Origin of the sequence: Actinoplanes aureus (assembly GCF_015704865.1) — a bacterium.
Lineage (GTDB): Bacteria > Actinomycetota > Actinomycetes > Mycobacteriales > Micromonosporaceae > Actinoplanes > Actinoplanes aureus.
The window spans coordinates 77,142-101,245 of the sequence record NZ_JADQTO010000031.1; the positions used below are offsets into that span (position 1 = coordinate 77,142).

20 protein-coding genes are annotated in these 24,104 nt (G+C 71.6%); 13 read left to right on the forward strand and 7 right to left on the reverse strand.

The window, feature by feature from the left end; translation table 11 throughout:
- Positions 1-96 precede the first annotated feature (96 nt).
- From I4J89_RS41170 to I4J89_RS41195, 6 genes are all read left to right on the forward strand, one after another.
- Positions 97-1,935, forward strand: coding sequence for a Daple (locus tag I4J89_RS41170; RefSeq protein ID WP_230860462.1), 1,839 nt, complete (start codon positions 97-99; stop codon positions 1,933-1,935).
- A complete protein-coding gene (locus I4J89_RS41175) occupies positions 1,935-2,894 on the forward strand; it encodes an alpha/beta hydrolase (protein ID WP_196419644.1) in 960 nt (319 codons plus the stop codon). Before I4J89_RS41170 ends, I4J89_RS41175 begins: the two co-directional genes overlap by 1 nt.
- 553 nt (positions 2,895-3,447) lie before the next feature.
- A complete protein-coding gene (locus I4J89_RS41180; protein ID WP_230860463.1) occupies positions 3,448-4,119 on the forward strand; it encodes a DUF3152 domain-containing protein in 672 nt (223 codons plus the stop codon).
- A 1,228-nt stretch (positions 4,120-5,347) separates the two neighbouring features.
- Entirely contained in the window at positions 5,348-7,603 is a 2,256-nt protein-coding gene (locus tag I4J89_RS50410; RefSeq protein WP_230860464.1) for a DUF3152 domain-containing protein, read from the forward strand.
- Between the two features lie 108 nt (positions 7,604-7,711).
- Positions 7,712-8,893: an adenylyltransferase/sulfurtransferase MoeZ gene (gene moeZ / locus I4J89_RS41190; protein ID WP_196419646.1), complete on the forward strand. Its 1,182-nt coding sequence runs from the start codon at positions 7,712-7,714 to the stop codon at positions 8,891-8,893.
- A gap of 88 nt (positions 8,894-8,981) precedes the next feature.
- A complete protein-coding gene (locus I4J89_RS41195) occupies positions 8,982-9,785 on the forward strand; it encodes a prenyltransferase/squalene oxidase repeat-containing protein (protein ID WP_196419647.1) in 804 nt (267 codons plus the stop codon).
- A gap of 48 nt (positions 9,786-9,833) precedes the next feature.
- Here the strand turns inward: I4J89_RS41195 and I4J89_RS41200 are convergent, their stop codons facing one another.
- Entirely contained in the window at positions 9,834-11,009 is a 1,176-nt protein-coding gene (locus I4J89_RS41200) for a glycosyltransferase family 2 protein (RefSeq protein WP_196419648.1), read from the reverse strand.
- Positions 11,006-12,106, reverse strand: coding sequence for a polysaccharide biosynthesis protein (locus I4J89_RS41205; RefSeq protein ID WP_196419649.1), 1,101 nt, complete (start codon positions 12,104-12,106; stop codon positions 11,006-11,008). Before I4J89_RS41205 ends, I4J89_RS41200 begins: the two co-directional genes overlap by 4 nt.
- Before the next feature lie 254 nt (positions 12,107-12,360).
- Here I4J89_RS41205 and I4J89_RS41210 point away from each other — a divergent pair, with 254 nt between their 5' ends.
- Positions 12,361-12,582 carry a hypothetical protein gene (locus I4J89_RS41210; protein WP_196419650.1) on the forward strand — a complete coding sequence of 74 codons (222 nt, stop codon included), beginning with the start codon at positions 12,361-12,363 and terminating at the stop codon, positions 12,580-12,582.
- A 6-nt stretch (positions 12,583-12,588) separates the two neighbouring features.
- Here the strand turns inward: I4J89_RS41210 and I4J89_RS41215 are convergent, their stop codons facing one another.
- Both I4J89_RS41215 and proB read right to left on the reverse strand, forming a co-directional pair.
- A complete protein-coding gene (locus I4J89_RS41215; RefSeq protein WP_196419651.1) occupies positions 12,589-13,830 on the reverse strand; it encodes a glutamate-5-semialdehyde dehydrogenase in 1,242 nt (413 codons plus the stop codon).
- A gap of 11 nt (positions 13,831-13,841) precedes the next feature.
- Positions 13,842-14,954 (reverse strand): glutamate 5-kinase, encoded by a 1,113-nt coding sequence (gene proB / locus I4J89_RS41220; protein ID WP_196419652.1) that lies wholly within the window; start codon positions 14,952-14,954, stop codon positions 13,842-13,844.
- Between the two features lie 62 nt (positions 14,955-15,016).
- Between proB and I4J89_RS41225 the strand changes: the two genes are divergently transcribed.
- Positions 15,017-15,319, forward strand: a complete 303-nt coding sequence (locus I4J89_RS41225; RefSeq protein ID WP_196419653.1) for an MGMT family protein — start codon at positions 15,017-15,019, stop codon at positions 15,317-15,319.
- Here the strand turns inward: I4J89_RS41225 and I4J89_RS41230 are convergent.
- The gene (locus I4J89_RS41230) at positions 15,316-15,996 is read right to left on the reverse strand and encodes a TetR/AcrR family transcriptional regulator (RefSeq protein ID WP_196419654.1); all 681 of its coding nucleotides are present in this window, start codon (positions 15,994-15,996) and stop codon (positions 15,316-15,318) included. The genes I4J89_RS41225 and I4J89_RS41230 overlap by 4 nt on opposite strands.
- Before the next feature lie 108 nt (positions 15,997-16,104).
- Here I4J89_RS41230 and I4J89_RS41235 point away from each other — a divergent pair, with 108 nt between their 5' ends.
- A complete protein-coding gene (locus I4J89_RS41235; RefSeq protein WP_196419655.1) occupies positions 16,105-17,028 on the forward strand; it encodes an NAD-dependent epimerase/dehydratase family protein in 924 nt (307 codons plus the stop codon).
- A 14-nt stretch (positions 17,029-17,042) separates the two neighbouring features.
- On the opposite strand, the gene I4J89_RS41240 is transcribed toward I4J89_RS41235, so the two are convergent.
- Positions 17,043-18,434, reverse strand: a complete 1,392-nt coding sequence (locus I4J89_RS41240; protein WP_196419656.1) for a gamma-glutamyltransferase — start codon at positions 18,432-18,434, stop codon at positions 17,043-17,045.
- A 48-nt stretch (positions 18,435-18,482) separates the two neighbouring features.
- Between I4J89_RS41240 and I4J89_RS41245 the strand changes: the two genes are divergently transcribed.
- The 4 genes from I4J89_RS41245 to I4J89_RS41260 all read left to right on the forward strand — a co-directional run bounded on the left by I4J89_RS41245 (position 18,483) and on the right by I4J89_RS41260 (position 23,183).
- Positions 18,483-19,823 (forward strand): MFS transporter, encoded by a 1,341-nt coding sequence (locus tag I4J89_RS41245; protein WP_196419657.1) that lies wholly within the window; start codon positions 18,483-18,485, stop codon positions 19,821-19,823.
- Positions 19,824-19,856: 33 nt separating this feature from the next.
- Complete coding sequence (locus tag I4J89_RS41250; RefSeq protein ID WP_196419658.1) at positions 19,857-21,269, forward strand: pyridoxal phosphate-dependent decarboxylase family protein; 1,413 nt, start codon at positions 19,857-19,859, stop codon at positions 21,267-21,269.
- A gap of 19 nt (positions 21,270-21,288) precedes the next feature.
- Complete coding sequence (locus I4J89_RS41255) at positions 21,289-21,828, forward strand: NADH-quinone oxidoreductase subunit B (protein WP_196419659.1); 540 nt, start codon at positions 21,289-21,291, stop codon at positions 21,826-21,828.
- Between the two features lie 80 nt (positions 21,829-21,908).
- Positions 21,909-23,183, forward strand: a complete 1,275-nt coding sequence (locus I4J89_RS41260; protein ID WP_196419660.1) for a vanadium-dependent haloperoxidase — start codon at positions 21,909-21,911, stop codon at positions 23,181-23,183.
- Here the strand turns inward: I4J89_RS41260 and hemC are convergent.
- Complete coding sequence (hemC, locus tag I4J89_RS41265) at positions 23,173-24,093, reverse strand: hydroxymethylbilane synthase (RefSeq protein WP_196419661.1); 921 nt, start codon at positions 24,091-24,093, stop codon at positions 23,173-23,175. The two genes, I4J89_RS41260 and hemC, sit on opposite strands and share 11 nt — an antisense overlap.
- Positions 24,094-24,104: the final 11 nt, after the last annotated feature.

A 24,104-nucleotide genomic window follows, 5' to 3' on the forward strand; every position in this document is an offset into this window, starting at 1 on the left:
CACGCGGTGGATGAATCAGGGCATTCCGGAGACACCGGAGCCTCAGCGGGCGGCAACGGCGCCGACTCGCGGGACCGCACCCGAGTTGACGGGTGGATGAACGGCGAGAGTCCGTGGGCCAACAGGAGTGCGGCATCGGACCAGGAAACGGACATACCGCCGTGGCGGCGTCCGGCGGACGGCCGTTCCTTCGGCCGGCAGCAGATTCCGGCCGAACGCCCCTTCGGCACCGCCCCCGCGTCCGGCGTACCCACCCAACCGCCGGCCCCGCCCGGATACCTGGAAAACGCCGAGATTCCCTCTTCCGGGAACATCGAGCCCGGAAGGAGCGGCACCATCGCGACCGGAAACGTGGAGCCGGCGACGTCCTGGTCCGGTGAGCGCAGCCGCCTCGCCGACATCCTCGGCCACCGGCGCTCCCCGGGTGCCGCACCGGTGCCGCACAGCCCGGCGCCCCCGCCCGCGCCGAGCAGCGCCGCCCCCGCGCCGAGCAGCGCACCGCCTTTTCCGTACGAGGGTGATCTCGACGACTCGTACCGGGATGTGGTCACGCACCGTGCCGCGGTGCCGATGGCGCGTCCCACCTCGGGCTGGGCGCCGGCCACCGAGCCGGAGATCACGAAGCCCGCACCACCGCCGCCCACCGATCCGATCCGCTCCCGTCACGCGCTGGTCACCGACACCCTGGCCCAGGGTCTTCCGCAGGTGGAGACCGCACCGCCGGGGGACAAACGATCGGCGGACAACCCGGCCACCCTGGCCCGGCCGTCGTACGATTCGTCCAGCTTCCAGCGCCGCTCCTTCGAGCCGGCGCCGGTCGCCTTCCCGCCCGCCGCCGACGACGTCACCTCTCCCTACGCCCCGCCCGCCGGTGAGCCCAGCGAGAAGAAAGGGGCGCTCCCCCAGCGCGTACCGGCTCAGCCGGACGTGCCCCGAGTTCCGGAGCCGCCCTCCGTGGAGCCATCGGCCGAGGCGCCCGCCCTGGCGCGCATCGCGACGCACCTGCGCCGCGGTGACGTGGTGCCGGCGCAGGAGCGGCAGGAGGGCTTCGACGTCCAGGACATCCTCGCCGCGGTGCGCGAGGTCGACGGCGTCCGCGACGCGTCGCTGCGGGCCACCCCGGCGGGCGCGCACAGCCTCCGCCTGGACCTGGCCGACGGCGCCGACCCGGCCGAGGTGAGCCGGCAGGTCGCCCGCCTGCTCCAGGACCGGATGGGCCTGGACGCGGCGATGCCCGGGGACAGCCCCGCGGCCGCACCGTTCGTACCCGGTCAGGCCACCCGTCCGGGCCGCGCCGCGGTGCCCACCGCCCCGGTCTCCGGCGCGGCCGCCGCACCGGCCTCGGCGCCACCCGCTCCGGCGCCGATCTCGGCCGCTCCCGCTCCCGCCCCCGCCCCGATTTCGGTAGCGCCGGCACCGGCCGCGCCGCTCCCCGAACCGAGGCCACGAGAGGTCCGGCCCTCGGTCGCCGCGCTGGTGCCGCACGACGCGAGCCGGCCGCGGCCGCTGGACCCGGGCGACAATCCCGGCCCCCGCGTGGTCATCGAGAACGTGCACGTCAACACGTTCGGCGCGGACGCCACCGTGGAGGTGCGGCTGCGTGCCGGTGATCGGGCCGCCTCCGGTGTGGCCACCGGCCCGGCGGTCGACGGCTACCTGCTGCGGCTCTGCGCCACCGCGACCGCCGGCGCGATCGACGAACTGCTCTCCGCCTCTCAGCACGAGGAGGGCCCGGCCCGCTGCTTCGTCGAGCACGCCGCAGCCGTCTCGTTCGGCCAGATGCAGGTCGCGGTCGTGGTGCTGCTGCTCTCCTGCGGCGGTGGCTGGGTCGAGCAGCTCGCCGGCTCGGCCGTGGTCACCGGTGACGACCGGCACGCTATGGTCCGCGCCACGCTGGCCGCGGTCAACCGGCGCGTTGAGGCACTGTTGGCTTGATGAGAGGCGCGGTTCTTGCCGACGACAGTGCGCTGTTGCCGGCGGGTGAGGTCCCGCCGCCCTGGCCCGCACGGCGGGTCCAGGTCGGCGGATCGATGCTGCACGTCCGGGAGACGCCGGGCCTGAGCTCCAGCGCCGAGCCCGCGGTCTACGTGCACGGGCTGGGCGGCTCCTCGCAGAACTTCACCGACCTCGCCGGCCTGCTCGCCGACCGCCTGGACGGGCACGCGCTGGACCTGCCCGGGTTCGGCTACAGCGACGCGATCCCGCGCTACTCGATCCCGGCGTTCGCGGACACCGTCATCGACTACCTGGAGCACTCCGGACGCGGCCCGGTCCACCTGATCGCCAACTCGCTCGGCGGCTCCATCTCGGTGCGTGTCGCCGCGCTGCGCCCCGACCTGGTCCGCACGCTCACGCTGATCTCGCCGGCCATGCCGTTCCTCAACCCGCGCCGCACCGCGCAGGGCCCGGTCCTACCGCTGCTCGCCCTGCCGCGCGCGGACCGCATCGTGGCCTGGGCGCTGACCCGGGTCACCGCGGAACAGATGGCCGAGCAGGTGCTGGCCGCCTGCTTCGGCGACACCACCAAGGTGCATCCGCAACGCCGGGCCGAAGCGATGGAGGAGATCCAGCTCCGCTACACGGTGGCCCACTATCCGAAGGCGTACCTCGGCACTCTCCGCGGTCTGGTCGGCAGCTTCCTGCGTGCGTACCTGCCGGGCGCCGACTCGCAGTGGCGGCTGGCCGGCCGGATCCAGGCCCCCACGCTGGTCATCGGCGGCCTCAACGACCGCCTGGTCGATCCGCGGGTGCCGGCCCAGGTGGCCCGCGCCATCACCGACAGCCGCCTGCTGGTACTGCCCGGCGTCGGCCATGTCGCCCAGATGGAGGAACCCCGGCTGGTCGCCCGCGCGATAGTCGGCCTTCTCGACGAGATCCAAACCCCGCTCGGCTGAAGCCAGGCTGTTCTCTCACTCCCTTTTTCGATACGCGCCACGAAGAGTCCCACCGAGCCGCGCGATCCGCCGCCGTGCTTGCGGTCCCAGCGCGACCGCCGGGCCCATGCATCCGGTCGCCGCCGGTGCCGCGCCCGATGTGCCGTGGCGCACATGATTCGTGCCGGGTGGGCGTGTTCGGCCGGATGTGGAAGCCTTGAACCCGATGATCTCTCGCGTACACGTCGCCGAGCCGGAATCCCCGTCCCGGGGAGATCGGTGGCGCCAGTCTTGGCTCCTGGTCTTCGCGGCCACGATCGTCCTGCTCATCGTGGCCGCGGCCGGCCAGCTCGGCTCGCCCGTCCCGGCCGGGAATGCGGCAGCCGCGAGTTCACCGTCCGCCGGGGTGAGCCCGGCCGCGCCTTCGCCCGCGGTCTCCGGGTCCGCCGTATCGATCCCATCGTCGAGTGCCGCGACCGCTCCGATGGCGAACTCGCCATCGCCGGGCGCTCCGTTGCCCAGTGTTCCGCTGCCCAGTACTTCGCAGCTCGGTGCTGCGCAGCCTGGGGCCCCAATGCTCGAGTCCGCGCCGGCGGCGCCCCCGTCCGCCGCCTCCGGCCCGTTCCCCACCGCCGGCGTGCTGAGACTCGCCGCCCCAGCGCCCACCCGCGGCACCGGCCGTTTCCAGTACGCGAGCGGCCGCGGCCCGGTAGCCGGCGCCAAGGGCCCACTGCGCCGTTTCCGCGTCGCGGTCGAGAGGGGCAGCAATGAGGACGTCGACGTGTTCGCCGCGCAGGTGCGGTCGATCCTCGGTGACAAGCGCAGCTGGTCCGGCGGCGGCCGGGTACGCCTCCAGCCGGTCGCCGGCTCCGACCCCGCCGACTTCACGGTCTACCTGGCGACCCGGGACACGGCCGGGCAGATGTGTGCCCGGGGCGGCACCAACATCCGGATCGGCGGCGTGCCGTACACCTCGTGCCGTGCGTCCGGGAAAGCCATCATCAACCTGGACCGCTGGCGCGGCTCGGCCCGCCCCTACGTGCAGGCCGGGGTCGACCTCGCGACGTACCGGCAGTACGTGATCAACCACGAGGTCGGCCACGAACTCGGCTACCGCCACCAGGGCTGCCCGAAGGCCGGCACTCCCGCGCCGGTGATGGTGCAGCAGACCATCACCCTGCGCGGTTGCGTCCCGTTCGCATGGCCGCGCCACAACAACCGCGACCTCTCGGGCCCAACGCTCTGACCTCGGCTTTCGGCCCATCCGGTACGGAAACGCGAAAGTCCTGAGACACGCGGTGACTCATGGCAGGCTAGCGCTTGCTATGGCAAACGCGACAAATGGTCCCGCTGATCCGAGCGCTTCCGGCATTGACCGGCGCGCCGACGCCATGCCCGAAGAGGCACAACCGCCGCCCAGGACCCTCCCGGCGACCGCAACGAAGTCGATGATCACAGTGCCCACGGAGCCCGCCCGCAAGCCGGCACGGCCGCCACGAGGCCCCGACGCCGGCGACGCCCCCGCCACGAAGACGCCGCCGCCCAAGACGCCTCTGGCCGAGACACCCCCGGCCAAGACGCTTCCGGCCAAGACACCCCCGGCCAAGACGCTTTCGGCCAAAACGCCTCCGGCCGAGACGTCCCAGGTCGAGACGTCCCAGGCCAAGACGCCCCCGGCTAAGACACCTCCGGGCGAGACCCCTGCGGTGAAGGCTCCCGCAGTCAAGTCGACCTCCAGCCAAGCGACGCCCACCCGCGCGGCCGCCCGCAAGACCGCCACCCCTGCTGCCCGTAAGACCGCCACCGCGACCCCGGCCGCCCGTAAGACCGCCACCACGGCCCCGGCCGACCCGGCTTCCGGCGAGGCAGGCAACACCCCGGCCACCTCCCGGCGCCGCGCTGCCGCACCGGCCGAGCTCAGCGCCGAGTTCACGGCCGAGCATGCCCGCCACGCTGCCCCCTCGGACACCGCCACCGGGAGGTCGCGGCGCCGGACCACCGAGCCGGAGGCGGAGTCCGTAGCTGACCTGGCTCATCAGACCGCCCCCTCGGACACCGCCACCGGCAGATCGCGGCGCCGGACCGCCGAGCCGGGCGAGCCGGAGTTTGTGGGTGAGCAGGCCCGAGGCCCAGCCGCATCGGACGCCGCCGGTAGGTCGCGGCGCCGGGCCATCGCGCCGGGCGAGTTGGAGGCCGAGTTCGTGAGTGAGCCGGCCAGCCAGCCGGCCGCATCTGACACCACTACCGGGAGATCACGGCGCCGAACTGCCGTGTCGGCCGACCCGGCGGGGTCCGCGGCTGAGCTGGCCCGCAGGGCTGCCGTATCGGACACCTCTACCGGGAGGGCACGGCGCCGGACCGCCGCGGCCGAGCCGGAGCTGGGATCCGCGGTTGATCTGGACGGCCGGTCCGCCGTATCGGACGCGACCGCCGCGAGGTCGCGGCGCCGGATCGCCGAGCCTGACGCGGAGTCCATGGCTGAGCTGGACGGTCGGTCCGCCCTATCGGACCCTGCCGCCGCGAGGGCGCGGCGGCGGGCCGCCGTGGCGGCCGAGCCGGAGGCGGAGCCTGCGGCCGGAACAACTCGCCGGGCGACGAGCGGCACCAGGAGCAGGCGAAGTAGCTCGGCGGCGAAGACGGCCGACGAACTGCCGGCCTCGCCTATCCCGCCGACCGACCCGGACGCCACCGAGCAGGCCGGATCACCGGCGCGTTCCACACGGCAGCGCCGCACCCCTGCCGCACAGAGTTCGGCCGCACAGAGTTCGGTCGCACAGGGCTCGGCTGGACAGAGCTCGGCGGCGCAGATCTCCGCCGCGACGCAGGCCGCGACGGAGCATGCTGGCCATCCACCCGCGGAGATGACTCGCGGGATCGTGGAGCTCGCCGCCGAACGGCTGGCCGCCTCGACCGCGGCGGCCGGCCGAGCGGCCGAACCGGACGCCGACGCGGCAGATCAGGGCAGCCGGCGTTCTGCCACATCTTCGGCACGCCGGGCGAGCCGGTCCGGTGATACCGGCCTGGGCAGCCGCGCGCAGGGCTCGGCCGGCACTCGCCCTGGTGGCGGCTCCCGGCCGCCGCTCGCCTCCCGGCCACCGGCCGGCCCACCCGAGGCGGTGCGGCCTCCCGCCGGCAACACCAGCCCGGCCACCGGCAGTCCCCACGAGGAGACCGGCAGCGCCCGCCCGCAGGGCGGCGGCTCTCGCCAGGAGACCGGCAGCGCTCGCCAGGAGGCGGGCAACGCCCGTCCACAGACTGGCAACGCTCGCCCTCAGATGAGCAACGCCCGTCCGCAGGCCGGCAACGCCCGTCCGCAGGCCGGCAACGCCCGTCCACAGACTGGCAACGCTCGCCCTCAGATGAGCAACGCCCGTCCACAGACCGGTAACGCTCGCCCGCAGACCGGCAACGCTGGCCCGCAGGCAGGCGGCGCCCGCCCGCAGGGCGAGGCCTATCCCGAGCCGTTCACGTGGGCCACCCACCCGGAGGAACCGCCCGGCCCGGCATGGAAGACGGGGCAGGCCGGAGCGCACCGCGCCACCGAGGAGCAGGCCGAGGTGCCGGAAGCCGGATATCCGCGGATCGCGAACCGGCCGCCCGCCGGCCTTCCGGAGAGCGTCCGGCTCCCGGCGGAGCTGCCCGACAACCTCTGGCCGCCGCACGCCCTGCTCGAGCGGAACAACACCGAGAACATCTATGTCCCGGATCCGGTGCTGCGGGACGCGCCCGATACGGCGGCCGACCCGCCGCCGATGGAAGCGGTTACCGAGGAACTGCCCGGCGCGCGGCCCTATGTTCCGCCGCACCCGGCGGAGCGGCCTGACAAGCGCGAAGATGAGCACGAACCGGCGTTCCTCCCGGCGGTGCTCGGCCGCGACGATGAGGCCGAGGACCATGTGCCGGCGCGCTCGCGTACCAAGAATGCCCGGCACGCCGCGCCCTCGGCGTCACCACGGACTCTGCGGCGACGGCGGCGCGCGGTGCTTCTCGCGTACCTCATGGTGGTTGTGGTGATTTTGGTGATCGGACATCAGCTGCGCGACGATGAGCAACCCACCGCGCCCGGGCGGGAGGCCGCGCAGCGCGCGGCCGAACCGGTGGGCGCGGAACCAATGGATGTTCCTGCGGCGACGCCGCAGGCAGCAGAGGGCACGGCCGAGCCGGTCGGGGCAGGGGAGTTTCGGTACGCGAAAGGCCGCGGCCCCATGCTCGGCACCGGGGGACGCCTGCACCGCTTCCGGGTGGCGGCGGAGAAGACAGTGGCGGCTCCGGGGCCGGGCGATTTCGCAGCCGAGATCGACCGCACGCTCGGTGACCAGCGCAGCTGGACGTCCGAGGGCACCGTGCGACTGCGGCGAGTGCCGGGTTCGGCCGGGAACGCCGACTTCACCATCTTCCTGGCGTCCGCGCGCACGTCGGAGCGGATGTGCGCGACCGGTGGCCTGCAGACCGCGGGTTTCACCTCGTGCCGGGTGCCCGGCAAGGTGATCATCAACGCGGACCGGTGGGCCGAGGGGATCGTGGATTACCAGGGGCATCTCGCCGAGTACCGCCAATACGCGATCAACCACGAGGTCGGCCACGAGCTGGGGCACGGGCACGAGCTGTGCCCGGGGGAGGGCGAGCCGGCGCCGGTGATGATGCAGCAGACCTACGGTCTCAAGGGCTGCACCCGCAACGCCTGGCCCTATCTCGACGGCGAACGGTACGCCGGCGAGCCGATGGCCTGAATATTCCGCGATCCCGCATGCCGGGCCGTGTCGGACGTCATGGGCGTGTTGCCGCTGGACGAGCAAGAATAGGCGGCGATCCTTACCACCGAACCCGGGGAGTGAACTGTGGCTCTGCCCCCGCTCGTCGAGCCGGCCGCCGAGCTGAGCGTCGATGAGATCCGCCGCTATTCGCGTCACCTGATCATCCCCGATGTCGGGATGGACGGGCAGAAGCGGCTCAAGAACGCCAAGGTCCTCGCCGTGGGCGCGGGCGGCCTCGGCTCACCGGCGCTGCTGTACCTGGCTGCGGCCGGCGTCGGCACGCTCGGCATCATCGACTTCGACACGGTCGACGAGTCAAACCTCCAGCGCCAGGTCATCCACGGCGTCTCCGACGTCGGCACGCCCAAGGCGGAGTCGGCGGCGCGCAGCATCGCCGAGATCAACCCGCTGGTCAATGTGGTCATCCACAACACCGCGCTGGACCGTGACAACGTCAAAGAGATCTTCAGTCAGTACGACCTGATCGTCGACGGCACCGACAACTTCGCGACCCGCTACATGGTCAACGACGCCGCGGTGCTGCTCGGCAAGCCGTATGTCTGGGGTTCCATCTACCGCTTCGACGGCCAGGCCTCGGTCTTCTGGGAGGAGCACGGTCCCTGCTACCGCTGCCTCTACCCGGAGCCCCCGCCGCCCGGCATGGTCCCGAGCTGCGCCGAGGGCGGCGTTCTCGGCGTGCTCTGCGCGTCGATCGGCTCGATCCAGGTCAACGAGGCGATCAAGCTGATCACCGGCATCGGTGAGCCGCTGGTCGGGCGCCTGATGGTCTACGACGCCCTGGAGATGAGCTACCGCAAGATCAAGGTGCGGAAGGACCCGAACTGCGCGCTCTGCGGTGAGAACCCGACCGTCACCGATCTCCTCGAGGACTACGAGGACTTCTGCGGCGCGGTCTCGGTCGAGGCGCAGGAGGCCACGGCCGGCTCCACCATCACGGCCCGCGAGCTCAAGGACTGGCAGGACTCCGGCAAGGACATCTTCCTGGTCGACGTCCGCGAGCCCGCCGAGTGGGAGATCAACCGGATCCCCGGCGCGACCCTGATCCCCAAGGGCGAGATCCTCTCCGGTGAGGCGCTCGCGAAGTTCCCGCAGGACCGGCAGATCGTGCTGCACTGCAAGTCTGGCGTGCGTTCGGCCGAGGCCCTCGCCGCGCTCAAGACGGCCGGTTTCAAGGACGCCGTGCACGTCCAGGGCGGCATCGTCTCCTGGGTGAACACCGTCGACCCGTCCCTGCCGTCTTACTGACATCTCACGCTGAGGGGCCACTTTCGGGTGACCCCTCAGCGTGAGAATGGCTCAGCGAATCACAGGTTCGGCCGGTACCGTCACCACCGTGGTCGATATAGACGCCGCGATCGGGTACGTGGTCGCCCACGGTGACCCGGTCGAACGGGCTCGATTGTCCTACCTCCGGGCCGGGCAACCGCCGCCGGAGGAAGTCGTGGACCGCATCGCCTCCGGGCAGATGGCGGACGGCGGCTGGCCGGCATCGGCCGAGGGCGGGGTGCCATCCATCGACGCCACCTGTTTCCGCCTCAACGAGCTCGACGACCTCGGCGGCCTGCGCGGCCCCGTCGTCGAGCGCGCCCTGCACTGGCTGGCTGCCGCCCAGCGCGGCGACGGCACCTGGCAGGAGCACGAGACGCTTGCCGAGCAGGCCCCACCATGGGCGATGCCCGGCGACCCGGAAGCCACCCTGTACCTGACGTCGGTGGCCGGCTTCTGGCTCACCTCCGCGGCGGTGGAGGCGGACCCGTACCAGACTCGATCCCTCTACGGCGACGTCCTCGGCCGGGCGGCCGCCTGGGTGGTCTCCCAGCTGCGCCCGGACGGCACCTGGCCGTCCTTCCTGGCAGCCGGCTGGCATGCCGCCGGCCTGCTCAACCAGCAGCAGTACTTCTACGAGTCGGCGCGCGTGCAGCTGGTGCTGGGCGAGCGGCTGCCGGACATGTCACCGGCGGATGTGGCTTCGATGGCGGCGGTTCTGCGCCGGGTCAATCTCGGTGACGACTGGCTGCTGCGGAACGCGCGGAAGCGCTTGTCGGAGACCCAGCGCAGCGATGGTGGCTGGGACAGCAACGAGGGCCCGCTCTTCGACGTCAACACGACGCTGACGGCGCTGCGCGCCTGCCGCTGAACAGCCGAAACGCTCGCCCTGAGGGCGAGCGTTTCGACGTCCGGAGAGCTACGCGGTAGCGAGCGGGTTCAGCTTCCGCGACGATCGCGACCGGCGGGCTCGGATGAATCCGGCATTCCGATCGGCAACCGCCATCCGTACGTACCAGATGGCGCCGAGCGGAGTCATGACCAGGCTGTTGAACAGCGAATAGAGGGGGAGCAGCAGGAGCCACGGTGTCCGTACGCGCCAGTGGACGCACACGGTCGCGACGAAGTGCAACCCGAAGATCACCAGCAGCGCCCATCCTCCGGTGGCCAGCGTGACCCAGCGCAGCGGCAGCCCGAGGGTGGTCACGATGGCGCCGTAGATCCAGAAGACCGGGTGCCGGACGAGCAGGTGCAGGTTCATGACGAACAGCCGGAACTCGCCGCCGGACCAGGCGAGCCGCTGCCGGTACCAGCTCTTGACGGTGTCCGGCACGGCGGTGCTCACCGCGAACGGCAGGTGGCCGATCCGGTATCCGAGCGCCTTCGCCAGCAGGCCGGCCTCGACGTCGTTGCCCTGGAAGAACAGCGAGTGGCGGCGCATGACCGCACGGTGTGCCTCAGCCCGTGCCACGTGGCAGGCGCCTGACACCTGCCACGGCGCGATGTGCCGGAGCTTCATGGCGCTGCGGTATTCGTACGCTTGGAGCTGCCCGAGCGCGGTTCCGGTGTTCGACGGCACGAGCGGTACGGACGCGAAGTCGTAACCGTTGGCCGCCAGCATTCCCACGAGTTCGCCGAACGGCCGCTCGGTGACGCTGTCGGCATCGATGCAGACGACGTACGCCGCGCGGACCACGTGTTCGAGCGCTTCCCGGACGAGCATGTCGCGGGCCGCGCCCGAGGTGGCGCGCCGGCCGTCGGAGCCGATGCCCCCGGCCACGGCTTCGGCCCGATAGATCCGGAAGCCGTTCTTCTCAGCGATGCCGGCCAGGTCGCGGTAGAACGCCGCGGTCTCGCCGTTCGTCGTGCAGAGCAGGACCTTGGCGCCGTACTGGCGCAGGTAGTCCACATTCTCCAGATAGGAGACCGATCCGTAGATCGGAACCAGGATCTCGAAGTCCTCGTTCGGGGACCCCGCCGACGGCTTCCGTCCGGTGAATCCCGCCACGAGCGCGGGAGCACGATCGATCAGGACCCAGACCACCGGGATCACCAGGAAGGACAGGACGACGACCCACCAGGCCACCTGGGTCATCGGGCTCCCACCAGGTCGTGGCTGTGTGCGGCGGTGCTGTGCAGCAGGTCCCAGAGCAGCTCGCGAAGTTCCTCGGTGCCCAGGACCGCCGCCGCGGTCGCGATGCGGTCCACCTCGTCCAGCAGCGCGATCTGCGCCGGGCCGTTGGCGGTGACCGCGGAAACCCGCGGGTGCCGGGTGCTGGTCAGGTTCTCGATGCTGTCCAGCAGTTCCTCGTGCAGCTTCTCGCCCGGCCGCAGTCCGGTGTAGACGATCTGCGGCTCCGCGTCGAGCGCCACGGCGAACCGGCGCACCAGGTCCTCGATGCTGACCGGGTCGCCCATGTCCAGCACGTACGTCTCACCGGCCTGCGCCATCTCGCCGGCCTCGATGACGAGCCCGGCCGCCTCCGGAATGGTCATGAAGAACCGCGTGATCCGGGGGTCGGTGATGGTGACCGGCAGGCCGTTGCTGAGCTGCCAGTGCAGCGTCGGAAGGAACGAGCCACGGCTGCCGAGGACGTTTCCGAACCGCACGGAGGCGACCTGCATCGAGCTGCCCGCCCAGGCGGCCACGACACGCTCGGCGAGACGCTTGGTGGCGCCGAGGACGCTGCTCGGCGCGGCGGCCTTGTCCGTCGAGATGTTGACGAACGTGGTGGTGCCGGCGTTCGCGGCCGCGGCGACGACGTTGGCGGTGCCGATGAGGTTGCTCTTGACGCCCTCGGCCGGGTAGCGCTCCAACAGCGGCAGGTGCTTGTGCGCGGCGGCGTGGAACACGATGTCGGGACGGATCTGCTCCATCAGCCGGTGCATGGTGTGCCCGTCACGGATGTCCGCCAGAACCGTACGGTCGTCGTCCAGCAGACCGTGCCCGTTCAGCTCCACCTGGAGGCTGTGCAGGGCGCCCTCGTCGTGGTCGAGCAGGTAGACCGGACCGGGGGAGAGCCGATGCACCTGGCGCACGATCTCGCTGCCGATGGAGCCGCCGGCGCCGGTCACGAGCACCGACCGGCCCTTGATCGAGGCCCGCGCCGCAGCGCTGTACGTCGGTTCGGTGCTCTTGCCGAGCAGCTGGGCAAGAGTGGCCGGGTCGGCCAGGAACTGGTTCTGGTGCATCGAGCGATCTCCTTGGGTTGACCAAGGACGTCGGTTTCGCCGCTGGCTCCCCGCCGGACATGGGCGACCAACTCGCCCGGCGGTTCTGTGCCTCGCCCACGGCCCAGGTGCGGGCCGTCTGGAAATATCCTGCCTTCGCCCGATTTCTCCAGCATCAGCCGATCGGTCAGGATTACGGTGAGTGACGGCCATCCGGGCGATCGCGGCGCGCTCGGCAGGCTGTGGACGAAGTGTGGAGATGTGTCGCAGATCCCATGCCGAAGCCCTGGTTCCAGCGGGTGTCGGCCTATCTTCGGCGCGTGCTGTTCTTCGACGACCACGACGCCGACGGCGGGCCCGGTGAACCGGACCCGCCATCAACGGTGCGTGACCACCGCGCCGCGCTCATCGCCTCGGTGCTCGGCACCGCCGTCCTGATCGTGTTCCTGGTCGGCTCGCTCCTGGCCGGCTCGCTGTTGCTGCGGTTCCTCGCCTGACAGCCGTCAGCGGGTGTGGCCGTTCCCGGTGACGACGTACTTCGTCGAGGTCAGCTCGGGCAGGCCCATCGGGCCGCGGGCGTGCAGTTTCTGCGTGCTGATGCCGATCTCCGCGCCGAAGCCGAACTCGCCGCCGTCGGTGAAACGGGTCGACGCGTTGACCATCACGGCCGCGGCGTCCACGCCGGCGACGAAACGCCGGGTCGCGGTGGTGGACTCGCTGACGATGGCCTCGGTGTGGCCGGTGCCGAAGCGGCGGATGTGGTCGAGGGCGTCGTCCAGGGAGTCGACGATCCCCACCGAGATGTCGGGGGACAGGTACTCCGTACCCCAATCCTCTTCGGTGGCCTGGACCACCGCATCGCTGTAGCCGGCCACCCGGGCGTCGCCGTGCACGGTGACGCCCTTGACCTCGAACTCTTCCAGCACGAGCGGCAGGAACGAGTCCGCGATCTCGGTGTGCACCAGCAGTGACTCCGCGGTGTTGCAGGTGGAGTAGCGCTGGGTCTTGGAGTTGACCGTCACCGCGAGGGCTTTCTCCAGGTCGGCGGCCGCGTCGACGTAGACGTGGCAGTTGCCGACGCCGGTCTCGATCACCGGCACCGTGGACTGCTCGACCACCGTCTTGATCAGGGAGGCACCACCGCGCGGGATCAGCACGTCGACCAGGCCACGGGCCCGCATCAACTCCTTCACCGAGTCGCGGGTGGTGGCGTCCAGGAGCTGGATGGCGTTGGCCGGCAGGCCCGCGTCGGCGACCGCCTTGCGCAGCACCGAGACGATCGCCGCGTTCGAGGAGAACGCCGAGCCGGAACCGCGCAGCAGCGCCGCGTTGCCGGACTTGAGGCAGATGCCGGCGGCGTCGGCGGTCACGTTCGGCCGGCCCTCGTAGATCATGCCGACCACGCCGAACGGCACCCGGACCTGCCGCAGCTCCAACCCGTTCGCCAGGGTGGAGCCGCGGACCACGTCACCGATCGGGTCCGGCAGGGCGGCGAGCTGGCGCAGGCCGTCGGCCATCGCGGCCACCCGCTCGGTGGTCAGGGTCAGGCGGTCGATCATCGCCTCGGACAGGCCGCCCTCGCGGCCGTTGCGGATGTCGACCTGGTTCGCCGCGACGATGTCGTCGCTGCGTTCCACCAGGCGGTCGGCCATCAGCAGCAACGCCCGGTCCTTCTCGGCGCGGGTCGCCCCGGCCAGGTCGATGGCGGCGACCCTGGCTGCGGACGCCTGCTCCAGCACGCTCATGACTAACCCCTTTACAAGAGCACCAGGTCGTCGCGGTGGACGACCTCTCGTTCATAACCCGGACCGAGGGCCGCGGCCAACTCCGGGGTGGACCGGCCCAGCAATGCGGGCAGTTCCACGGCGTCGTAGTTGACCAGGCCGCGTGCCACCGGGACCCCCGAGCCGGCGTCGACCAGGTCGACCGGATCGCCGGCCGCGAAGGAGCCGTCCACCGCGGTGATCCCGGCCGGCAACAGCGACTTGCGGCGGGCCACCACGGCCGCGACCGCGCCCGCGTCCAGATGCAGGCGGCCGCGCGGGGAGGTGGCGTGTGCCAGCCAGAAGAGCCGGGCGGCCGGACGTTTCCCGGCGGCCTGGAACAGCGTCCCGACCTCCTCGCCGGAGAGCGCCGGCCCGGCCATCGGCGCGGCGGTCAGCACCACCGGGATGCCGAATCCGGTGGCGATCCGGGCCGCCTCGACCTTGGTGACCATGCCGCCGGTGCCGACCCCGGAACGACCCGGCGACGCGATGTTGATGTCGGCCAGGTCCGAATCGTCAGCGACATAGGAGATGCGGCGTGACAGCGGGTCGGCGGGATTGCCGGTGTAGAGCGCGTCCACATCGGAGAGCAGCACCAGCAGATCGGCGTCGACCAGGGCGGCGACCAGCGCGGCCAGCCGGTCGTTGTCGCCGAACCGGATCTCCTCGGTGGCGACCGTGTCGTTCTCGTTGACGACCGGCAGCGCGCCGAGGTCGAGCAGTTTCCGCAACGTCCGGTACGCGTTGCGGTAGTGCGCCCGCCGGGTCACGTCGTCCACGGTGAGCAGCACCTGGCCGACCGTCAGGCCGTACCGGGCGAAACCCGTGGTGTAGCGCCCGATCAGCAGGCCCTGGCCGACCGATGCGGCGGCCTGCTGGGTGGCCAGGTCACGCGGTCGGCGGCGGAGCTGCAACGGGGCCAGCCCGGCGGCGATCGCGCCGCTGGAGACGAGGACCACCTCGTGTCCACTGGTGGCCAGCTTGCCCAGAATGTCGACCAGAGCGTCGACACGTTGCTCGTCGATGCCGCCCGACGCGGTGGTCAGTGAGGACGACCCCACTTTCACCACGATCCGGCGCGCACCGGTCACCACTTCTCGCACCCGGCCCATTGTGCTCGGCTGGCCGGTGTCGATCGTTGTCAGATCCCATATCGTGGCGGGTGATGACACCCCAGGAGTACGTCGAAGAGGTCCTCGCGCTGGTCGAGAGCATCCCCGAGGGCCGCGTCATGTCGTACGGCGCGGTCGCCGACGCCTTGGCGGACCGCTCCGGCCGGAACTCCGCCCGGCAGGTGGGCCGGATCATGGCGCTGCACGGCGGCGGCGTGCCCTGGCATCGGGTGTGCACCGGCGGCGGCCGCCTCCCGCCCGGCCACGAACGGGAGGCAAAGGCTCGGCTGATGTCCGAGGGCGTACCGATGCGTGGCGACCGTGTGCTCATGGCCGAAGCCGGCTGGACGCCCTAGGTCAGGCCGGCCTGGTTGGCCGCCCCGCGCATCTGGAACTCGAAGAAGCCGCGCCGGTCCTGCTCGATCGACTTGTTCAGCTGGCCGAACAGTTCCGCGCTTATCGCGCCGCAGAGCTGGAAGAACGCGGCGAGCGTGTCGGCCACCACCCGGGCCGGCAGGTCCGGATAGAACGACGCCGCGACCGGCACCAGCTCGTCGGCGAACCCGCCGGTGATCAGTGAACGCTCGGCGACGAGCCCGCCCCGATGGGCTTCGGCGAGCGTCGCCCCCAGAAGCAGCAGTACCCGGGTCGCCGGGACGACGGTGTCCTGCGGTGCCTGATAGCCGGGAACCGGGCTGCCGTAGATCAGCGCCCATTCGGGCGGGTTGGCCAGGGCCCAGTCACGTGCCGCGTGGCAGGCCGCCAGCCACTTGTCGAGTGGCGTGGGAGCCGCGGCCGCGGCCTGCTCGGCGGCGTCGCCGACCGCGTCGTACGCGTCGATGATCAGCGCCGTGAGCAGCTCGTCCCGGCTGGCGAAGTAGCGGTAGACCGCGGACGAGGCCATGCCGAGGTCGCGGGCGACGGCTCGGAGCGACAGGTTCGCCCCGTCGGTGGCGAGGTGGCGCCGGGCCACCCTCTTGATTTCTTCGGTCATCTCGGCCCGGACCCGGGCCCGCAGGTTGGCGGCGCTCATGCGGTCAGTGTGCCACAACGAGAGCAGTGCTCTTGCAATCTTGCGGAGGCCGTGCGACTGTTGTTCTCAACAGAGAGCACTGCTCATAAAAGCGAGCAAGGAGAAGTCATGCACGTCGTCATCGGTTCCGGCCCCATCGGCTCGTCGGTCGCCCGCCTCCTCGCCGACCGGGGCGAGAGCGTTCGCATCGTCACGCGCAGCGGCAGTGGCCCGGAGCACGAGCTGATCGAGCGGGTGGCCGCCGACGCCTCGGACGCACGCCGGCTCACCGAGGTCGCCCACGGCGCCGAGGTGCTGTACAACTGCGCGAACCCGAAGTACACCGAGTGGGCCGACAAGTGGTTCCCGATGAACAACGCGATGATCGCCGCGGCGAAGGCGAACGACGCGGTCTACGCGATCACCGGCAACCTCTACGTCTACGGGCAGCAGCCCGGCGGCCGGATGACCGAGAGCACCCCGCTCGCCGCGACCGGCCGCAAGGGCCGGATCCGCATCAAGATGTGGCAGGACGCGCTGGCCAGTGGAGTGCGTACGGTCGAGGCCCGCGGCTCGGACTACATCGGCGCGGGCGCCGCCGGCGTGTTCTCCGCGGTGATCCTGCCCGCGATGAACGCCGGCCGTACCGCCTGGGCGCCGGCCGACGTCGATCTGCCGCACACTTTCACCTACACCGGCGACATGGCTCGCGCGCTGGTCGAGCTGGCTCGTGACGAGCGGGCGCACGGCCAGGCCTGGCACGTCCCGTCAGCGGCACCGATCACCATCCGGGAGCTGACCGAGCGGTACGCGGCGATGGCCGGCCGACCGGCGCCGAAGATCCGTAAGCTGCCGCGCTTCGTGATGCGCACCGCCGGCCTGGCCATCCCGATGGCCCGTGAACTGGCCGAGATGGACTACCAGTTCTACTTCCCGTTCGTGCTCGACTCCTCGCTCACCGAGCGCACCTTCGGTCTGACCGCCACCGACATCGAGGTCGGCATCCGGGAGACGGTTGCCGACGCGGAGGCGATCGCCGCCCGCAAGATGTGAGCAGCCCAGAGAGGTCAAAGGAGCAGGCCGACGCCACCGCGGCGGGGATCGCCCGCCGCACCGGCCCGCCCCACCGCGGTCACCCCGCCGAAGTAGTGGTTGATCTCCGGCCACTCGACCAACTGCCAGCCGGCTTCGGTCAGCGCGGCAAGCTCCGCGGGCGGGCAGCCTGCCTCGGCGTGCACGGTGTCCTCCACGACGTGGAAGCGGGGCCGGGCGATCGCCTCCGGCACGCTGAGCCCGTCCACCAGTACGCCGAGCAGCGTGTCCACCAGCGCGGTCCGGATCCGCGAGGCCCCGGCCGACCCGGCGGCCACGGCCAGCCCGCCGTCCGGCCCGATCACCACGAGCGGGCACATGTACGACGACATCCGTTGCCCCGGCGACAGGTCATCGGTCAGCAGCTCACCCTCACCCAGCATCGAGTTCAGGTTGATGCCGAGCCCGGGCAGCCAGACCCCGGCGCCGAGTCCCAGCGTCGTGGTGATGACACAGGCGTTGCCCTCCGGGTCGACCACCGAGACGTTCGTGGTCTCCCCGAGCCGCTCGGCACCCTTGTTCCGCAGAGCCGACGCGACCCCGGGCGCCCGGGTCGGCCGGGAGAGGTCGCACGGCAGTGCCCCGATGGTGTCGACGGTCCGGTTGAGATCGTGCCGGGCGTGCACCCGGTACCCGGCTAGCGAGGCGTGGTCCACGGCGGTCTCCCGGACCTGGTAGGCGGCCAGATCCGCCGGTCCGAGTGCCCCGCCGGCGGCGCGAACCGTCTCGACCAGCAGGCCGGCGTACTCGCCGGTGTAGAAGACGGACGGCCCGTCGGCGGCCATCGCGTCCATCGCGGTCGCCAGCCCGGGGTGGAAGAGCAGTTCGTCGCCCTGGAGCAGCCGTCCGCCCGGTTGATAGAGGGCGGCGCCTTCCCCGTACGCCAGGGCGGGCGCACACGTCTCGAGCGTGCGCGCGTGTGCCGCCGGAAGCAGCACCCCGGTGCGCGCCAGCCCGGCGGCCGGGGCGACCACCTCGGCCCAGGGCAACCGTCCCCAGCGTTCGTGCACCTCGCCGAGCCCGGCCGGGATGCCCGGCACCGCCACGCTGGCGCCGCCGATCGAGTAGATCTGTGGCAGCCCGCCGAAGAAGACGTCGACCGCGACCATCGGTTCCGCCTTGCGGTCGCCGTCCAGGCCGGGTACGGCGACGAAGAAGTCCAGGCAGGTGACTTTGCCGGTGCGCGCCTCGAAGTAGGTGGCGAACCCGCCACCGCCCAGCCCGGTGTAGACCGTCTCGGCGACGCAGCAGGCGAGCACGGCGCCCACCGCCGCGTCGGCCGCGGTACCGCCGGCCTGCAGAATGCGCACCCCGGTGCGGGCGGTCGCCGGATGACTTGCGGCGACGCCGGCCGCAACGCTTTTCATGCGGCGAGCGTAGGCGGCGCAGGCCGATCATGGTTACGATGCGCGTCGATGACGACAGCCGGTCCTTCTTCCGTGGTACCACGCACGAGTGCGTTACCGCGCGGCGTTTTGGCTGGATATGCGCTTGGTTCTCTGGTTACCGGCGCCTTCGGCACGGTACCGGGTTTGCTTCTTCTGCCTTATCTGACCGACACGTTGGGTGTCGCGGCCGGGGTGGCCGGACTACTGGTGCTCCTGCCCAAGGCCTGGGACGTGATCGTCAATCCGGTCGCCGGCCGGATCTCCGACCGCAGCGGCTCGCGGCAGCCGTTCCTGCTCGGCGCGGGGCTGCTGCTCGGCGTCCTGTTCGCGGCGATCTTCGTGGCCCCGTTCCCGGGCGGCGCGGCCTCCGGCGCGTACGTCGCGGTCGCGTTCCTGGCCGCCGCCACCGCGTACGCGTTCTTCCAGGTCCCCTACGTGGCCATGCCGGCCGAGCTGACCGACGGCTACTCCGAGCGCACCCGGCTGATGACCTGGCGGGTCGCGGTCCTGGCGCTGGCCATTCTGATCTCCGGCGCTCTCGCGCCGCTGGTGGTCGAGCTGACCGGCGGCGGCCGGTCCGGCCACCGGTGGTCCGGCGCCTTCGTCGGCGCGCTCATCATCGTGGGCACGCTCGCAACCTATTTCGGTACGCGCAAAGCACCCTCCCGCACAGCCGGCGAGTCCGAGCCGAGCCTCCGGGCCCAGTTGCGGGTCGCGTCCGGCAACGCCCCGTTCCGTGCCCTGCTGATCTGCTGGGTGGTGCAGGCCGCCGGCATCGGCACCATGCTCGCCGGCGTCAAGTACTTCGCCGACCACGTGCTGCACCAGGACTCCGGCGCGACCTTCCTGTTCGCCGCCTTCGTCGGCCCGGCCCTGCTGGTCATGCCGCTGTGGACAGCGGTCGGCCACCGGCTCGGCAAGCTCCGTTCGCTGATCATCGCGTCGCTGGCCTTCGCCACCGGTGCGCTGATCCTGCTCGCCTCCCCGGCCCTGCCGGCGGTCGCGGTCTACCTGATCGTCGCGCTGATCGGTGTCGGCTACGCCGGCCAGCAGGTGTTCGCGATGGCGATGCTGCCGGACTGCATCGCGTACGACACCGAGCGCACCGGGCGCCGCCAGGCCGGCGTGTTCACCGGCGTGTGGACCGCGGGGGAGACCCTCGGCCTGGCGCTCGGGCCGGGCATCTTCGCCGTGATGCTGCAGATGTTCGGGTACGTGTCGTCGGCCACCGGTGACGCGGCGACCCAGGACGACACGGCTCGGCTGGGTGTCCTGCTGGGCTTCACGGTGGTCCCGGCCCTGCTGGTCGGCGCCGCTGTCCTGCTGCTCCGCGGCTACCGCGACGTCGAAGGCGGTCGCACGGCGTAGCCGCAACAGGCCGGTGGGCGCTACCGTCCGGGGATGATCAATGCGCTGCCGGAGCAGGGTGTGCCGGCCGACCAGGTCCTGGCCGAGCTGCGGGAACTCCGTACGGCCGACCTGCCCACGCACGGCGGGCGCCTGTTCGCCTACGTCTACGACCCGGCCGTCGACGGCCTGGACGAGCTGGCCCGGGCGGCGTACGCGATCTCGGCCCAGGTCAACGGCCTCGACCCGACCGCCTTCCCGTCCCTGCTCGCCATGGAGAACGCGCTGGTCGGCGCGGCCGCCCGGCTGCTCGGCGGCGATGCCGAGACGGTCGGCAGCGTGACCAGTGGCGGCACCGAGTCGCTGATCCTCGCGGTCAAGGCGGCCCGGGACGCCCACCCCACGATCGCGAACCCGCGCCTGGTCGTCCCGTCCACGGCACACGCCGCGTTCGCCAAGGCGGCGCACTACCTGCGAGTGGAGCTTGACGTCGTACCCGTCAAGGGTTTGAGAGCCGACCCGGAAGCGATGGCCGCGGCAGTCGGCCCGGACACCGTGCTGATCGCGGCCTCCGCACCGAGTTACGCGCACGGCGTGGTCGACCCGATCCCGCAGCTCGCGGCGATCGCCGCGGAACGTGGCGTGCGGTTCCACGTGGACGCCTGCTTCGGCGGCTGGGTCCTGCCCTACCTGCGGCGCTTCGGCGCCGACCTGCCGGCCTTCGACCTATCCGTGCCCGGCGTCACCAGCATCTCGGTCGACCTGCACAAATACGCCTACGCGCCGAAGGGCGTCTCGGTGCTGCTGCACCGCACAGAGACGCTGCGGCTGCCGCAGTACTTCGCCTACGCCGACTGGCCGGGCTACACGATGATCAACCCGGTGATCTCGTCCACCCGCTCGGGCGGCCCGATCGCCGCCGCTGTCGCGACGTTGCGCTCCATCGGCGACGCCGGCTACCAGGAGCTGGCGCTCAAAACCCGGGAGGCGGTCCGCATCCTGGCCGACGCGGTGTCGGCCACCGACGGGGTACGCCTGTACGCCCCCGCCGAGACCAGCGTGGTCTGCCTGTCCTCCGACGGCGTCGACCTGTTCGTGCTGGCCGACGAGCTGGCCGCGCGGGGCTGGCACACCCAGCCCCAGATGGCGTATGCGGATCTGCCTCCGACCATCCACCTCACCGTGACCGCGGCGGTTCGCTCCACCGCCGCTGACTTCGCGCCCGACCTGACCGCCGCGGTCGCCGCGGCGAAGGCTCGCGGCCCGATCGAGCTGCCCCCGCTGCCGCCGCTCACCCCTGAGATGATCACGCCAGCGCTGATCGCCGATCTGGCCGAGGGCCTCGGTCTGGGCGGCGGCGACTTCTCGCAGATGGCCGCGGTCAACACGATCCTGAACGCCGCCCCGCCGGCCCTGCGCGAGGCGCTGCTGACCGGCTTCCTCAGCCTCCTTCAGCGACCGGCTTGATACGAGGTAGGTTGACCGGATGGCCCTTCCTGGCGTGCTCGGTGAACCCATCCGGTTCGTGCTGAACTGGGGGCGCCGCTACTCGCTCTGGGTGTTCAACTTCGGGCTGGCCTGCTGCGCCATCGAGTTCATCGCCTCCAGCATGAGCCGGCACGACTTCATGCGGCTCGGCGTGATCCCGTTCGCGCACGGCCCGCGGCAGGCCGACCTGATGGTCGTCTCCGGCACGGTGACCGACAAGATGGCGCCGGCCATCAAGCGGCTCTACGACCAGATGCCCGAGCCGAAGTACGTGATCTCGTTCGGTTCCTGCTCGAACTGCGGCGGGCCGTACTGGGACTCCTACTCGGTGACCAAGGGCGTCGACCAGATCATCCCGGTGGACGTCTACGTTCCTGGCTGCCCGCCCCGCCCGGAGGCGCTGCTGCACGGCATCCTGCGCCTCCAGGAGAAGATCGCCGCTGAGCAGTCCGGCCCGGGCGGCGTGCACCGGCCGGATCCGCTGGCCCGGGACGCTGCCGCGCTGACCGCCCCGATGGTGTCGCCGCCCACCAAATAGCCAGATCTACGTCAATGCATTGCATTGATTCCCGTCGTCTCTGAAGGCTGAAGCCGCATCCGAGACGATCAGGGGATCTCATGAGGAATCTTTCCCGCAGACTGCTCGGCGTGATCGTCGTGACGGCGCTCGCGCTGACCGCACCGACGTCGTTGGCGCCCGCCGCCGCCCAAACCGGCAGTGCCCGGCCCAACGCCGTGATCACCTGGCACGTCAACGCACAAACCGCCATCTTCGACGTCGCCAAGCAGACGCCGGCCGTGGCGTCCCGCAGCTTCGCGATGGTGCAGGGTGCCGTCTACGACGCGGTCAACGCGATCGCCGGCACCCCGTACGAGCCCTATCTGGTATCGCCCCCGGCCCGGCGCGGTGACTCGGTCCCCGCGGCCGTGGCCACCGCGGCACACCAGGTGCTCCTGGCCCTGTTCCCCGCCCAGGCGGACGCCTTGCGCGCGCAATACGGCCAGGCGCTCGCCGCGATCCCGGACGGCCGGGCGAAGAGCCGCGGTATCGCCGTCGGTTCCGCCACGGCCGCCGCGATGATCGAGGAGCGCCGCGACGACGGCGCCTTCGCCTCCGTGACCTGGCCGGTCAGCGACGTGCCGGGGGAGTGGCGCCCGACGCCGCCCGCCTTCGCGCAGACCGGCGCCTGGTACGCCTTCCTCAAGCCGTTCGTCGTCCGTGACCCCGCCCGGTACCGGGTGCCCGGTCCACCGGCCCTGACCAGCCGCGCGTACGCCCGCCAGATGAACGAGGTGCAGGCACTCGGCTCAGCCACCAGTACGGTCCGTACCCCGGACCAGACCGAGGCGGCGATCTGGTGGGACGACTTCCGGATGGTGGAGTGGGAGATCCGGCGGGTGCTGGCCGCGAACCAGCGGCTGAACAACCTGGAGACCGCCCGGCTGTTCGCCCGCACGGACATGGCCACCGTCGACGCGCTGATCTCCTGCTACCAGCAGAAGCGGTACTGGAACCTGTGGCGCCCGGTGACCGCGATCCCGCTGGGCGACACCGATGGCAACCCGGCCACCGTCGCCGACCCGGTCTGGCAGCCGTTGCGGGTCACCGCGCCGTCGCCGGAGTGGCCGTCCGGGCACGCCTGCTACACCTCGGCGACGATGGTCAGCTTCCGGGACTTCTTCGGCCGGGACGACCTGCGGTTCCACGCCTACAGCCCCGACGCCGACGCGACCCGCTACTACGACTCGTTCGCCGAGGCGCAGGCCGAGGTGCAGCCGGCGCGGATCTGGGCCGGCGTGCACCTGCGCGACGCCACCGTCCACGGCGACCGACTGGGCACGGCCGTCACCCGTGAGGTGATCCGCGAGTTCGGCCGGCCGGTCAGGCGGTGAGGATCTCTCGCGCACCCTGACGCAGCAGCGAGGCGGCCACCGACGTACCCAGCACGACGGGGTCGGTGGCCCACTCGTGGGCGTCCAGCACGGTCTTGCCGTCCAGGCTGATCACCCGGGCGCGCAGGCTGATCCGCCCGTCCGGCTCGGTGCGCGCGTAACCACCGATCGGCGAGTGGCAACTGCCCTGGAGGATGTGCAGCATCGTGCGCTCGGCCTCGGTCTCGACGGCGGTCCGCTGGTCACCGAGCACGGCGGCGATCTCCAGCGCCGCAGCGTCCTCCTGGCGGCACTGCAGCACCAGCGTGCCGGAGCCGACGGCCGGCACGAAGGTGTCGGTGCCGATCGGGTGGGTGATCCGGTGCGGCTGGCCGATCCGGTGCAGGCCGGAGACGGCGAGCAGCAGCGCGTCGTACTCGCCGGCGTCCAGACGGGCCAGGCGGGAATTGGCATTCCCGCGGATCGGCACGGCGGTCAGCTGCGGGTAGTGCAGCGCGAGCTGGGCGATGCGGCGTACGGCCGAAGTGCCGATCCGCGATCCCGGAGGCAGTTCCCCGATCGGTACGCCGGACGGGTGCACCAGGCAGTCGCGTACGTCGTCGCGTTCCAGGTAGGCGGCGAACACCGTGCCGGCCGGCGCCGGGCGGTCACCGGGCACGTCCTTGACGCAGTGCACGGCCAGGTCAGCCCGCCCGTCCAGCAGCGCCTGGTCCACCTCCTTGGTGAAGGCACCCTTGCCACCCAGCTCGGACAGCGCGCCCTGCCAGCGGTCACCGCTGGTGGTCAGCGGCACCACCTCGACAGTGATCTCCGGACGCCGTTCGGCGAGCATCCGGCGGACCCGTTCGACCTGAGCGAGCGCCATGGGTGAGGAGCGGGTTCCGATACGCAGCAAGCGGGAAGCGGACACAGCGGAAAGAG

What these genes read in the sequence shown, in the direction of transcription:
- I4J89_RS41200 (WP_196419648.1), bottom strand. Translation starts at nt 11,009, where the DNA reads ATGACCCAGGTGGCCTGGTGGGTCGTCGTCCTGTCCTTCCTGGTGATC.
- I4J89_RS41230 (WP_196419654.1), bottom strand. Translation starts at nt 15,996, where the DNA reads ATGAGCGCCGCCAACCTGCGGGCCCGGGTCCGGGCCGAGATGACCGAA.
- I4J89_RS41240 (WP_196419656.1), bottom strand. Translation starts at nt 18,434, where the DNA reads ATGAAAAGCGTTGCGGCCGGCGTCGCCGCAAGTCATCCGGCGACCGCC.
- I4J89_RS41260 (WP_196419660.1), top strand. Translation starts at nt 21,909, where the DNA reads ATGAGGAATCTTTCCCGCAGACTGCTCGGCGTGATCGTCGTGACGGCG.
- I4J89_RS41210 (WP_196419650.1), top strand. Translation starts at nt 12,361, where the DNA reads ATGCCGAAGCCCTGGTTCCAGCGGGTGTCGGCCTATCTTCGGCGCGTG.
- I4J89_RS41235 (WP_196419655.1), top strand. Translation starts at nt 16,105, where the DNA reads ATGCACGTCGTCATCGGTTCCGGCCCCATCGGCTCGTCGGTCGCCCGC.
- I4J89_RS41250 (WP_196419658.1), top strand. Translation starts at nt 19,857, where the DNA reads ATGATCAATGCGCTGCCGGAGCAGGGTGTGCCGGCCGACCAGGTCCTG.
- I4J89_RS41245 (WP_196419657.1), top strand. Translation starts at nt 18,483, where the DNA reads ATGACGACAGCCGGTCCTTCTTCCGTGGTACCACGCACGAGTGCGTTA.
- I4J89_RS41225 (WP_196419653.1), top strand. Translation starts at nt 15,017, where the DNA reads ATGACACCCCAGGAGTACGTCGAAGAGGTCCTCGCGCTGGTCGAGAGC.
- I4J89_RS41170 (WP_230860462.1), top strand. Translation starts at nt 97, where the DNA reads ATGAACGGCGAGAGTCCGTGGGCCAACAGGAGTGCGGCATCGGACCAG.
- I4J89_RS41180 (WP_230860463.1), top strand. Translation starts at nt 3,448, where the DNA reads ATGCTCGAGTCCGCGCCGGCGGCGCCCCCGTCCGCCGCCTCCGGCCCG.
- I4J89_RS50410 (WP_230860464.1), top strand. Translation starts at nt 5,348, where the DNA reads ATGGCTGAGCTGGACGGTCGGTCCGCCCTATCGGACCCTGCCGCCGCG.
- I4J89_RS41175 (WP_196419644.1), top strand. Translation starts at nt 1,935, where the DNA reads ATGAGAGGCGCGGTTCTTGCCGACGACAGTGCGCTGTTGCCGGCGGGT.
- I4J89_RS41205 (WP_196419649.1), bottom strand. Translation starts at nt 12,106, where the DNA reads ATGCACCAGAACCAGTTCCTGGCCGACCCGGCCACTCTTGCCCAGCTG.
- I4J89_RS41255 (WP_196419659.1), top strand. Translation starts at nt 21,289, where the DNA reads ATGGCCCTTCCTGGCGTGCTCGGTGAACCCATCCGGTTCGTGCTGAAC.
- I4J89_RS41215 (WP_196419651.1), bottom strand. Translation starts at nt 13,830, where the DNA reads ATGAGCGTGCTGGAGCAGGCGTCCGCAGCCAGGGTCGCCGCCATCGAC.